The organism is Paenibacillus sp. FSL R7-269 (genome assembly GCF_000517865.1).
Classification (GTDB): domain Bacteria; phylum Bacillota; class Bacilli; order Paenibacillales; family Paenibacillaceae; genus Paenibacillus_AQ.
Genome location: NZ_ASPS01000014.1, coordinates 27,035 through 39,066 on the forward strand (window position 1 = coordinate 27,035; position 12,032 = coordinate 39,066).

Annotated in this window: 12 protein-coding genes; all 12 read left to right on the forward strand. The window is 51.7% G+C overall.

Annotated features, from left to right (window positions below):
* The first annotated feature begins 27 nt into the window (after nt 1-27).
* Genes fliM through cheB form a run of 12 tightly spaced genes read left to right on the forward strand, consistent with a single transcriptional unit; the run spans nt 28 to nt 12,021 of the window.
* Nucleotides 28-1,026 (forward strand): flagellar motor switch protein FliM, encoded by a 999-nt coding sequence (fliM, locus tag C162_RS06270; RefSeq protein WP_036692509.1) that lies wholly within the window; start codon nt 28-30, stop codon nt 1,024-1,026.
* Nucleotides 1,016-2,350 carry a flagellar motor switch phosphatase FliY gene (gene fliY / locus C162_RS06275; protein ID WP_036692512.1) on the forward strand — a complete coding sequence of 445 codons (1,335 nt, stop codon included), beginning with the start codon at nt 1,016-1,018 and terminating at the stop codon, nt 2,348-2,350. The genes fliM and fliY overlap by 11 nt, the downstream gene beginning before the upstream one ends.
* 26 nt (nt 2,351-2,376) lie before the next feature.
* Entirely contained in the window at nt 2,377-2,742 is a 366-nt protein-coding gene (locus tag C162_RS06280) for a response regulator (protein ID WP_036692515.1), read from the forward strand.
* A 9-nt stretch (nt 2,743-2,751) separates the two neighbouring features.
* Nucleotides 2,752-3,282 carry a flagellar biosynthetic protein FliO gene (locus C162_RS06285; RefSeq protein ID WP_036692516.1) on the forward strand — a complete coding sequence of 177 codons (531 nt, stop codon included), beginning with the start codon at nt 2,752-2,754 and terminating at the stop codon, nt 3,280-3,282.
* Entirely contained in the window at nt 3,279-4,043 is a 765-nt protein-coding gene (gene fliP / locus C162_RS06290; RefSeq protein ID WP_036692519.1) for a flagellar type III secretion system pore protein FliP, read from the forward strand. The genes C162_RS06285 and fliP overlap by 4 nt, the downstream gene beginning before the upstream one ends.
* Before the next feature lie 22 nt (nt 4,044-4,065).
* Nucleotides 4,066-4,335, forward strand: a complete 270-nt coding sequence (gene fliQ / locus C162_RS06295) for a flagellar biosynthesis protein FliQ (RefSeq protein WP_036692523.1) — start codon at nt 4,066-4,068, stop codon at nt 4,333-4,335.
* Nucleotides 4,336-4,339: 4 nt separating this feature from the next.
* Nucleotides 4,340-5,131, forward strand: a complete 792-nt coding sequence (gene fliR, locus C162_RS06300; RefSeq protein WP_036692526.1) for a flagellar biosynthetic protein FliR — start codon at nt 4,340-4,342, stop codon at nt 5,129-5,131.
* A 22-nt stretch (nt 5,132-5,153) separates the two neighbouring features.
* Nucleotides 5,154-6,248, forward strand: coding sequence for a flagellar biosynthesis protein FlhB (flhB, locus tag C162_RS06305; protein ID WP_084648837.1), 1,095 nt, complete (start codon nt 5,154-5,156; stop codon nt 6,246-6,248).
* 20 nt (nt 6,249-6,268) lie between these two features.
* The gene (gene flhA / locus C162_RS06310; RefSeq protein ID WP_036692533.1) at nt 6,269-8,302 is read left to right on the forward strand and encodes a flagellar biosynthesis protein FlhA; all 2,034 of its coding nucleotides are present in this window, start codon (nt 6,269-6,271) and stop codon (nt 8,300-8,302) included.
* The gene (flhF, locus tag C162_RS06315; RefSeq protein WP_036692540.1) at nt 8,299-9,717 is read left to right on the forward strand and encodes a flagellar biosynthesis protein FlhF; all 1,419 of its coding nucleotides are present in this window, start codon (nt 8,299-8,301) and stop codon (nt 9,715-9,717) included. The genes flhA and flhF overlap by 4 nt, the downstream gene beginning before the upstream one ends.
* A complete protein-coding gene (locus tag C162_RS06320; protein WP_036692542.1) occupies nt 9,714-10,595 on the forward strand; it encodes a MinD/ParA family protein in 882 nt (293 codons plus the stop codon). The genes flhF and C162_RS06320 overlap by 4 nt, the downstream gene beginning before the upstream one ends.
* Before the next feature lie 34 nt (nt 10,596-10,629).
* A complete protein-coding gene (gene cheB, locus C162_RS06325; RefSeq protein ID WP_036692543.1) occupies nt 10,630-12,021 on the forward strand; it encodes a protein-glutamate methylesterase/protein-glutamine glutaminase in 1,392 nt (463 codons plus the stop codon).
* The last annotated feature ends 11 nt before the right edge of the window (nt 12,022-12,032 follow it).

Consider the following 12,032-nt stretch of genomic DNA (forward strand, 5'->3'; position numbering starts at 1 on the left):
CTATTCTTTGATGGGGGGGTGATTGAATTGGTTGATGTACTATCACAAAACGAAATTGATGCTCTGCTTGCTGCACTTTCATCCGGTGAAATGGATGCCGACGAACTTAAAAAAGAAGAAACCACTAAAAAGATCCGCTCTTATGATTTCAAACGGGCCGTGCGTTTCTCCAAAGATCATATCCGCAGCCTTACCCGGATTCATGATAACTTTGCCCGCTATCTTACAACGTACTTTTCGGCCCAATTGCGCACCTTCGTGCAGATCAATGTCGTTCAAGTAGAGCAGCTCCCTTATGACGAGTTTATCCGCTCCATTCCCAAAATGACGATATTGAATATTTTTGAGGCCGAGCCGCTGGAGGGCCGGATGGTGATGGAGGTGCATCCGAATATTGCTTTTGCCATGCTGGACCGTCTGCTTGGCGGCTTCGGAACGGCACCCTCCAAAATCAATGCGTTGACTGAAATCGAAACGACCATTATGGAGAGGATTTTCAGCAGATGCTTTGAAAGTCTGCAGGAAGCCTGGAAGACAGTGCTTGATATCCATCCCAGGATGGAGGCGCTGGAAACGAATCCGCAGTTTATGCAAATTGTATCGCCAAATGAAACGATTGCCCTGATCTCCCTCAGTACCAAAATAGGAGACACGACGGGGATGATCAACCTTTGTATCCCGCACGTTGTGCTGGAGCCGATTATGTCAAGGCTCTCGGTGCACCAGTGGTTTGTCTCCGAGAAAAAGGTGCGGGATGAGGTAGAGCTCGAAGCCATCCGGGCACGGGTTCACCGGGCGCAGCTTCCAATCGTGGCGGAGCTTGGCGAATCGAATTTATCCATTGCTGAATTTCTCGGGCTCAGCATCGGCGACGTGATTTCTCTTAACAAGACGGTGGATTCCGGTCTGTCGATTAAGGTGGGGGACAAGCTGAAATTCATTGGAAGTCCGGGGATGATCAAAGAACGTGTGGCTGTGCAAATAGACGAGATTGTCAGCGAAGGGGTTGAAGAGTTTGACGAGTAAAGATTATTTGTCCCAGGAAGAGATAGATGCTCTTCTTAGACAGTCTGCGGAAGGCAACTTGGCTCCTTCACCGAAGACCGTGGATGATTACTTAACACCTTTTGAACAGGATGCACTGGGAGAAATTGGGAATATCACCTTCGGAAGTGCGGCAACCGCACTCTCCACCCTACTGGGTAAGAAGGTAGACATTACTACCCCTAAGGTTTCCATTATTACACGCGGAGAGTTCGAGGAAGCCTTTCCCAAACCTCATGTGGCTGTTCACGTACAGTATGTCGACGGTTTCCAGGGCATCAATTCTCTGGTTATCAAGATCAGGGATGCACAGGTCATTGCCGACTTGATGCTCGGTGGGGAAGGAGATCCTAAGGACGAGGAACTGAATGAGATTCATATCAGTGCCGTGCAGGAAGCGATGAACCAGATGATGGGTTCGTCCGCTACCTCAATGTCAACGATCTTCAACAGATTCGTCAATATTTCTCCGCCAGGCATTGACATTCTTAACATGTCGAGCGGAGAAGGTGTAGGAAGCCTGCCGGATGATGAGACGCTAATCCAGATTTCCTTCCGCCTCAAGATCGGCGATCTGATTGATTCCACCATTATGCAGCTGCTGCCTGTACAATTCGCCAAGGATATGGTGACCATGCTGCTAGGCGATGTCAGCCAGGCTGACCAGGAAGCGGCCGTCTCCTCTGCGGAAGCAACACCGCCTCCGGCTGCGGCAGCCGCACCAGCGCCTGCACCGGAACCGGCACAGGCTCCGCCTACAGCTCAGCAGCAAATGCCAGCGCCGGAGGCGGGAGGGTACCCTCCGCAATATCCGCCGCAGGGCCAGGGAATGCCGCCTTATCCGGGAATGCCGGAAGGGGGATATTATTATCCTCCGGCAGGGATGCCGGCGTATGGGATGCAGGGCATGCCGCCTTACGGAATGCCGCCGCAGGGCATGCCCTATCCGCAGCCTCAGGCGCAGAATCCTGCACAGGGCCGTAATGTAAATGTGCAGCCTGTGCAATTTGCGAATCTGAGTGCAGGGGCTTTTGGCAATATTGACGAAAATAATTTAAATTTATTGATGGACATACCACTGAAGGTAACCGTAGAATTAGGAAGGACCCAGAAGCAGATTAAAGATATTCTGGAAATGTCGCAAGGTTCAATTATTGAACTGGACAAGCTGGCAGGTGAGCCTGTTGACATTCTGGTTAACAACAAGCTCATTGCCAAGGGGGAAGTCGTAGTTATCGACGAGAACTTCGGTGTCCGCGTTACGGATATCGTCAGCCAGTGGGACCGTATACAAAAATTACAATAAGCATACTTAGGGAGGATTTTGTAAAAATGGCTAACCGAATTCTAATCGTGGACGATGCAGCATTTATGAGAATGATGATCCGGGACATTTTGTCGAAAAACGGATTTGAGGTAGTGGGTGAAGCCCAGGACGGTTCACAGGCTATAGAGAAATTTAAGGAACTGCGTCCGGATCTGATCACGATGGATATCACCATGCCTGAAATGGACGGAATTGCCGCCCTTAAGGAAATCAAAAAAGTAGATGCCAATGCCAAAGTCATTATGTGTTCAGCCATGGGTCAGCAGGCTATGGTTATTGATGCAATCCAGGCCGGTGCCAAAGACTTTATTGTGAAGCCGTTCCAGGCAGACCGTGTCATTGAAGCCATCAACAAAACGCTGGGTATATAGGAACGAGGTATGTTATTTGCTTCCGGAACGCTCGGAGACAGTAGTAATGCCCTGCTGAATTTATTGAAGGTTGTTTTTTTTCTGGCAGTCATTGTTATTCTTATCGTGCTGCTGATCCGTTTTCTGGGACGCCGCAATCAGACTCTGATGAGCGGCCGTTCCATCCGTACGCTGGGTGCGCTGGGGCTGGGTCCGAATAAGTCGATTCAGGTCATTGAGCTGGGCGGCAGCCTCTATCTGATCGGAGTGGGCGAGGACATCACTATGATGGATAAGATCACCGATCCGGCAGAGGTGGCGCTGATTATATCCGCTTTTGAAGACCAGGCCTCAGGAACAGACAACTTCATTGCACCGCTTATCGCCAAAATCAAGTCCAAGCTGCGCGGTGAGGTGCCGTCCCAGGAAATTGAGATTCATGAGACTTCGTCTTTCTATGAGACGCTGCAATCCAAGCTTGCCCTGGCGCCAGAGCGCAAGGAGAAGCTGGAGGAACTGCGCAGGGATGAGGATCTCAGGAAAGAGTCGGAGGATTTATGAAAAAAAAGCTGATTCTTTCTTTTTTGTTGCTTGGTATTTTCAGTGTGCTGCTCCTGCATCCGGTTCATGCTGACCCGATTCCTAATATCAATATCTCGGTGGGAGACAATGATGCTCCAAGCGGGGGTACGAGCTCCATCTCTATCCTGCTGCTGGTAACGGTGCTTAGCATTGCTCCTTCATTCCTGGTGCTGATGACCAGCTTCACGCGGATTGTGATCGTACTGGGGTTCGTGAGAACCTCACTGGGTACACAGCAGATGCCACCGAACCAGGTGCTTGTAGGACTGGCTCTGTTCCTAACCTTGTTCATTATGTCGCCGACACTGGCAACTGTGAACGAGACGGCCTTACAGCCCTATATGAAGGGCACTCTGACCCAGAGCGAAGCTCTGAACAAAGCGCAGGAGCCGATTAAGGAATTTATGTTCAAGCAGACGAATACGAAGGACCTGCTGCTGTTCATGAACTATACCGGCAATAACGCTACAGTGAAGCCAGCCAGCTATAATGATATTCCTTTAACAGTAATGGTACCTGCTTTTGCAATCGGCGAGATGAAAAAGGCGTTTACCATGGGCTTTATGATTTTTATTCCTTTTCTTATTATTGATATTGTGGTGTCCAGCACCCTGATGGCCATGGGGATGATGATGCTGCCGCCGGTAATGATATCGTTGCCTTTCAAAATTATGCTCTTTGTGCTGGTGGACGGCTGGTACCTAGTAGTCAAATCACTGCTGCTGAGTTTTAACACCTGACTTGTAAGAGGAGGTACATGGGATGAATGCGGAGTTTATTATCGGCCTGGCCGGCCAAGCCGTATATTTAGTGCTGGAGACCAGCGCCCCCATGCTGATTCTTGGTCTGGTGGTAGGACTGATCGTCAGTATTTTTCAAGCCACAACCCAGATTCAGGAGCAGACCCTGGCGTTTGTTCCCAAAATCGTTGCCGTACTGCTTGCTTTACTGCTGTTCGGTCCGTGGATTATAACGAAGCTGGTGGATTTCACCAGCCAAATTCTGGGCAGTCTCTATATGTATATCGGTTGAGTCTATGAATATAGAGACCCTGGTGCAAAGTTTTCCTGTCTTTCTGCTGATTTTTTGTCGAATTACCGCCTTTTTTGTTGTCGTTCCTGTCTTTTCGTCGCAAAGCGTGCCGACAACGTTCAAAATTGGTTTGTCTTTTTTTGTATCGATGGTCATCTTCAGCTCAGGCAGCATGAATATTACAGTTCCGCAGGATCTGGGGTTTATCCTCCTGATTATCAGGGAGGCATTAATCGGGCTGTTGCTTGGGTTTATCGCCTACCTGATGTTTATGACGATTCAGACTGCGGGCTCTTTTATCGATATTCAGATCGGGTTCGGGATTGCGAACGTCATTGACCCGATGACCGGGGCCTCGGCACCGATTATCGGTAACTTCAAGTATATGATTGCACTGCTGCTGTTCCTGAGCATGAATGGCCACCACTACCTGCTGGATGCTATTGTATACAGCTATAAATGGGTGCCGATCGATAATGACCTGTTCCTCAAAATGATCGGCGGAAGCTTGTCAGAGTTTCTGATCCGCACCTTTGCTCAATCCTTTATGCTGGCCTTTCAAATGTCGGCTCCGCTGGTCGCTGCACTGTTCCTGACGGATGTAGGCCTGGCCTTCCTGGCGAGAACGGCTCCGCAATATAATGTGTTTGTCATCGGTGTCCCGCTCAAAATCATTATCGGTCTGGCGCTGCTTCTTATACTGATGCCGGGGATGGCTGCGCTGTTCCAGAATCTCTTCGAGATTATGTTCGAGTCCATGCACAACTTGCTTGGCCTCATTGGGAAGAGTCCTTAGGCTACGGTAAGGAGAGATTGTCTTGGCAAAACAGGCAAGATACAAACTGAACCTTCAGCTGTTCGGAGGAGATAAGACAGAGAAAGCCACTCCGAAGAAACGGCAGGACGCCCGCAAGAAGGGGCAGGTTGCCAAAAGTGCTGAAATGTCAGGCGCAGTGGTCCTCTTCTCGGCGCTGCTGTCACTGAGCGTCTTCGGCGGCTTCATGAAAGAACGGTTTATCAAGCTCTACACAGATGTGTTCCAGAACCGGATGATGCTTGAGGTAACACCGGAGAATATCACTACGCTGTTTAACCAGTACGGGCTGCAGATCCTCATTCTGCTTGCTCCGCTGCTGGGCATCACCTTCCTGCTGGCGCTCGTGGCTAACTTCGCACAGGTAGGCTTCATGGCTTCAGGCGAAGGAATTACGCCTAAGTTCAGCAAGATAAACCCCATCAAAGGCTTCAAAAATATTTTTTCCATGCGTTCCGTAGTAGAGTTCCTCAAATCTATCTTCAAGCTCATCCTGATTGCCTATCTGGTCTACAGTACGCTTTGGGGACAGAAGGAGAGTTTTGCACGCCTCTCGCATGTCGATGCGGAAGGGGCATACGCCTTCGTTGCGAAGCTGACCATGAGCCTGGGCATCAAGATTGCAGCGGCTCTTTTTATAATGGCGGTACTGGACTATATCTATCAGAAATACGAGCATGAGAAGAGTCTCAAGATGTCCAAGCAGGACATTAAGGATGAGTACAAAAAGATGGAGGGCGACCCCATCATCAAAGGCAAGATCAGGGAACGTCAGCGCAGAATGGCGATGCAGCGGATGATGCAGGAGGTCCCCAAGGCTGATGTTATCATCACGAACCCGACCCACTTTGCAGTCGCCCTGAAGTATGACGGTTCCACAATGGAGGCTCCTCAGATTATAGCCAAGGGCCAGGATTATGTGGCACTCCGCATCAGGGAACTGGCCAAGGAGCATGGTGTTGTAACGATGGAGAATAAGCCGCTGGCACGGGCATTGTTCCAGAGAGCGGAGATCGGTGATGTAGTGCCGGCCGATCTGTTCCAGGCAGTTGCCGAAGTGCTGGCCTATGTATATAAGCTTAAAGGCAAGAGGAGATAAGCCGGGGGAGGTTAAGGACATTGAAAGCTAAAGATTTAACAGTTCTACTGGGCATTATCGGTATTGTGCTTATGATGATTCTGCCCATCCCTGTCTGGCTTTTGGATGTACTGTTAATTGTCAATATCTCGATAGCCCTGACCATTATATTGGTCGCCATGAATACCAGAGATCCGTTGCAGTTCTCAATATTTCCTTCACTGCTCCTGATCACAACGCTGTTCCGCTTAGCGCTGAACCTGTCAACAACCAAGCTGATTCTGGCTGATGGCCATGCCGGGGAGGTCGTAGCGACCTTCGGAAGCTGGATTGCCAGGGGACAGATCGCTATCGGGTTCATTGTCTTTCTGATCCTGGTTGTGGTTCAGTTCATTGTTATCACCAAGGGTTCGGAGCGCGTGGCCGAGGTAGGCGCCCGCTTCACGCTGGATGCGATGCCCGGTAAGCAGATGAGTATTGACGCGGATCTGAATGCGGGGATGATTAATGAGCAGCAGGCACGGGAACGCCGCCGTAATGTCGAACGCGAGGCGGATTTCTTCGGAGCCATGGATGGTGCGAGTAAGTTCGTTAAAGGGGACGCCATTGCCAGTATCATCATCCTCATTATCAACCTGATCGGCGGCTTCATTATCGGTATGACCGTTCATGGTATGTCGTTCCAGACAGCACTCTCAACCTACTCTGTCCTGACCATCGGTGACGGTCTGGTCAGCCAGATTCCGGCCTTGCTGATCTCCACGGCTTCCGGTCTCATCGTTACCCGCGCGGCTTCGGAGGGCAATCTGGCCGAGGATCTGACCGGACAATTGCTGTCCTATCCGAAGCTTCTATACATAGTGGCTGCGACCATTGCGTTTCTGGGGTTCTTTACCCCGATTACGATTATGTCCACGCTTCCTTTGGCGGGGCTGATGGCTTATGCGGCTTACAGTATGGGACAGAAGGCCAGCAGGCAGCAGATTGCCGATGAACAACTGGTCGAGGAGAAGCAGATCGAAGAGGTGCGAAGTCCCGAAAGTGTTATCAATCTGCTTACGGTGGACCCGATCGAATTCGAATTTGGTTATGGTCTGATTCCTTTGGCGGATACGGGGCAGGGCGGCGATTTGCTCGACCGTATCATCATGATTCGACGGCAATGTGCACTGGAGATGGGTCTTGTCGTGCCGGTTATTCGTATACGCGACAATATTCAACTAAAACCGAATGAATATGTCATCAAAATTAAAGGAAATAACGTTGGCGGCGGTGAATTATTACTTAATCACTATCTTGCCATGAGTCCTGGGTATGATGACGAGTCGATTAGCGGGATTGAGACTATCGAACCATCCTTTGGTCTGCCTGCCTTATGGATCGATGAGTCGGTGAAGGAGCGGGCTGAGTTATCCGGTTATACCGTGGTTGACCCGCCTTCCGTTGTAGCCACGCATCTGACCGAGCTGATCAAACGGTATGGACACGAATTGCTGGGCCGTCAGGAGACGAAGCAGCTGGTCGACAATCTCAGGGAGAATTACCCTGTGCTGGTGGACGAGCTCATTCCTTCCATTCTTGCTGTCGGGGATGTTCAGAAGGTGCTGGGCAAGCTGCTGCGGGAGAAAATATCCATCCGCGATCTCGTCACCATCTTCGAGACGCTTGCTGATTACGGCACTTATACTAAGGACCCTGATATTCTGACTGAATATGTGCGGCAATCTCTCTCCAGACAGATTACCCAGCAGTTCTCTCAGACGGGGGAGACCCTGCGTGTCATTACCGTAGGTCCCGGGCTTGAGAAAAAGATTTCCGAGAGCGTGCAGCAGACCGAGCAGGGCAGCTACTTGGCGCTTGATCCGGTATCTACCCAAACCGTCTATCAGCGGCTTACGGAGCAGATCAACCGTCTCCTGCAGTCCGGCCAGCAGCCGATTGTACTGACCTCTCCAACGATTCGCATGTATCTGCGCCAGGTTATTGAGCGAACCATGCAGGATATCCCTGTGCTCTCCTACAGTGAGCTGGAGCCAAACATTGAAATTCAAAGCGTCGGGGTGGTGAACTTATGAGAGTGAAGCGTTATGTGGTCGATACGATGCCTGACGCCATGCATTCGATCCGCAGCGAGCTTGGAAGCGATGCCGTTATTTTAAGCACCAAAGAAATAAAGGTTGGCGGATTCATGGGTATGTTCACAAAAAAGAAGATTGAGGTTGTGGCTGCTGTGGAGAACGGTGCAAAGGCGGCTGCGCAGGAGAAGATTCCTGCACCGCCGATGAACGTACCGCGAAATGCAGTACCAGAGGCCTATCAGAAGGCTGCCTCAGCCGCTGCTCCTCCTCTCCCGCCGCCTGTGACGGTAAGGGAGGCGGCAGCAGCCAAGTCGTTTGCCGAGATTGCCGCAGCACTGGCTGATCCACTGGAGCAGGGCGGAGGTGTCGCTGTGATGCCGCCTTTAGCCAAGACTGAGCCGCCGGTTATCCGCACTGAGGATATTGCAGCAGGCCAGCCGTCTGTACCGCAGCCGGAGGAGAGCCGGAAGAAGCTTGCAGCCATCTATGAATCGCTTGCAGCAGAACAGCCTGAACCTGAGAGTGCCTCTGCCACTGAGAGTGATGTCCTGCGGGAGATCCGGGATATGAAGCAATGGATGGAACGTATCGCACGTTATTCCTCAGGGGCTGCCGAGCTGCCGGATGCGCTGGAATCCTTACGTAGCCGCCTGATTGACCAGGAGACTGACGCAGTTCTCGTAGAGGAATGGATCGGATATGTTCTGGAGCGTTACCGTGAGGAAGGAAGCAGCTGGGGGCCGGAGCAATTCGAGGCTGTGCTTAGAGAGCAGATTGACGGTTTTCTGGCGGGACGAATTGCCGGCGGTATTGCCCCGGATACCCGGATTGTATATATTGCCGGGCCGACAGGGGTCGGCAAGACGACAACGATTGCCAAGCTGGCAGCGGAGCAGCTGTTCAAGCAGGGCCGTAAGGTCGGGCTGATTACCTCGGATACTTACCGGATATCAGCCGTTGAACAGCTTAGAACCTACGCCTCCATTCTCAACATACCGCTGGAGGTTGTCCAATCACCTGGAGATCTGCAGCGGGCGATGTTCCGGCTGGAGAGCTGTGATCTGGTGCTCATGGATACCGCCGGACGCAATTTCCGCAATGAAATGCTGGTGGCTGAACTACAGAGTCTGCTGGCCAAGGAGCTTAAGAGTGAGACCCTGCTGGTGCTGAGCCTGACCTCGAAGAGCCGTGACATGAAAAAGATCGCGGAGCACTTCGGCAGATACCAGCTGGATAAGGTTGTATTTACGAAGCTGGATGAAACTGGGAGCTATGGCCCGCTGTTCAATGTTCTGAATGATTACCCGCTAAAGCTCTCTTATATTACCAACGGACAAAATGTTCCTGATGATCTTCTAATGGCAACAGGGGAGCAGATTGGCGGCATGCTGCTGGGAACAGGGGGCGGGTGATGGACCAGGCGCAGGCGTTAAGACGGCTGGTCTCCAGTCAGGATACAAGGCAGGCTCCCGGAAGCGGTGCCTCTGCCCGGATCATCACGGTATGCAGCGGGAAGGGGGGAGTCGGGAAGTCGAATTTCACCCTTAACTTCGCGCTTGCACTGAAGGCCATGGGACGGAGAGTTCTTCTGTTCGATGCCGATATCGGCATGGCTAATATTGATGTCCTTATGGGTGTCTCATCCAGATACAATCTGTACCACCTGCTCAAGCGGGAAGCAGATATCGGACAGATCATTCAGCTCGGACCGCAAGCGTTGCCCTTCATTGCAGGGGGTTCCGGGATGGACGAACTGTTCACACTCTCGGAGGCGGATCTGAATTACTTTACCACACAGATTGCAAGCATTGCCGATACCATGGATTTCATCCTGTTCGACACAGGGGCGGGGCTGTCCAAGGAAACGATGAAATTCATCACTTCTGCCGACGACTGCCTGGTGGTGACCACACCTGAGCCTACAGCAATTACAGATGCGTATGCGCTGATGAAGGTTGTTCATAATTCGCATCCGGAGGTCTCGTTCAGACTGATTGTCAATCAGGCAGGGGATGAACGGGAGGCACGGGCTACCAGCGACAAAATCCGGATGGCAGCCAGCCGGTTCCTGCAGCTTGAGCTTCCCTTCCTTGGTTACATCAGCAGCGATCCGCATGTGGTACAGGCGGTTAAGAAACAAATTCCATTCTCAGTGGCTTTTCCGAACAGTATTGCAGCCAGGGATGTGCAGAGGCTTGCACAGAGTTATCTGGCTGTTGATTCAGTAGAAACCGCTAAAGTACAAGGCATCAAGGGATTCATTAGCAAGTGGTTGAAACGAAACAGATAATTGTTCTGAATTTGAGGGACAGAGGTGGAAAGCTATGAGGCCATATAAAGTTCTGGTTGTTGATGATTCTGCATTCATGCGCAAGATCATTTCCGATTTAATAGAGAATGATGCCGACTTTCAAGTCACAGCGACAGCTGCTAACGGACGTGAGGCGATTGAGAAGGTTAACGAGCTTTGTCCGGATCTCGTAACCATGGATGTGGAGATGCCTGAGATGAATGGCCTGGAGGCGCTAAAAAGTATCATGGCCCAGCGTCCGCTCCCGGTGATTATGCTGTCCGGTATCAATGAAGAGGGTATGAAGGAGACGATTCTGGCCTTGGAGTGGGGGGCTTTCGATTTCATCCGAAAGCCGTCCATTTCAAACTCCCAGGATATCATCGCTGTCGGAGAATCCCTCAGGGAGCAGATGAAGGAGGCGATGCTGGCGCGCGAGCGGCGTGAAGCCCGCGCTTCTGCCGTCAAATTGCCTGAGCCTCCTTCTCCTGCTGCTGAACTAACTGCTCCGCGGGCTATTGTGGAACCGGTGAGACGAAAGCTGGAGCCCTCCAAGAGAGAGGCGGATAAAGCACCGCTTCAGGGCACGGAGAAGCCGAGGGTCAAGGCACCGATTGAACCGCCTGCTGACAAACGGAAGCCGGAGGCCGGAGCTGAGCCAGTTACTGCGAAGCGGGTAATCAAGCCCGCGCCAGTAGTGCCCAAATCGGCTCCCGAAAGGTTTAAAGGCCGTTCCAAGGAAGTGCAGGGCGCCGGATGGGCTGGACAACGTGCAGCTGCTGAAATTGCTGCAGGTTCGTTCGTTGAACCTCCTGCAGCATCAGGAGGCCAGGTAAGCGGAAGCCGGGGCGTGCGTAAGCTGGTTGCTGTAGGCTGCTCAACAGGAGGTCCGAGAGCACTTAAGGCGTTCCTGGAGAACATCCCTGGAGACTTCCCGGCACCAATTGTCATTGTCCAGCATATGCCGCCTAACTTCACCAAATCGCTGGCCCAGCGCCTGAATACCTTTAGCGCGCTGGAGGTCGCGGAAGCGGAGCACGGTATGGTTCTCCGGCAGGGAGCAGCGTATATAGCCCCCGGGGGCTATCACCTGACAGTGGTTCCTGCGCCTGGCGGCCAATACATGATAGAGCTTACTAAGGAAGAGGTCCGCAATGGACATCGTCCTTCTGTAGATACACTGTTTGAATCGGTATTGAAGCTTACCTCGCTGGAACGTCATGCTGTCATTATGACGGGGATGGGCAGCGACGGGGCCCGTATGATGAAAGCACTCTACGATTCAGGGGTGACATCAACCTTTGCAGAGAGTGAAGAAACCTGTGTGGTTTACGGAATGCCGAGGTCTGCAGTAGAGTTGAAGTGTGTAAGACACATCCTGCCTTTGCAAGAAATTGCTCCAAGGCTGGTACAAGCCGTTAAATAATGGAATAGCGA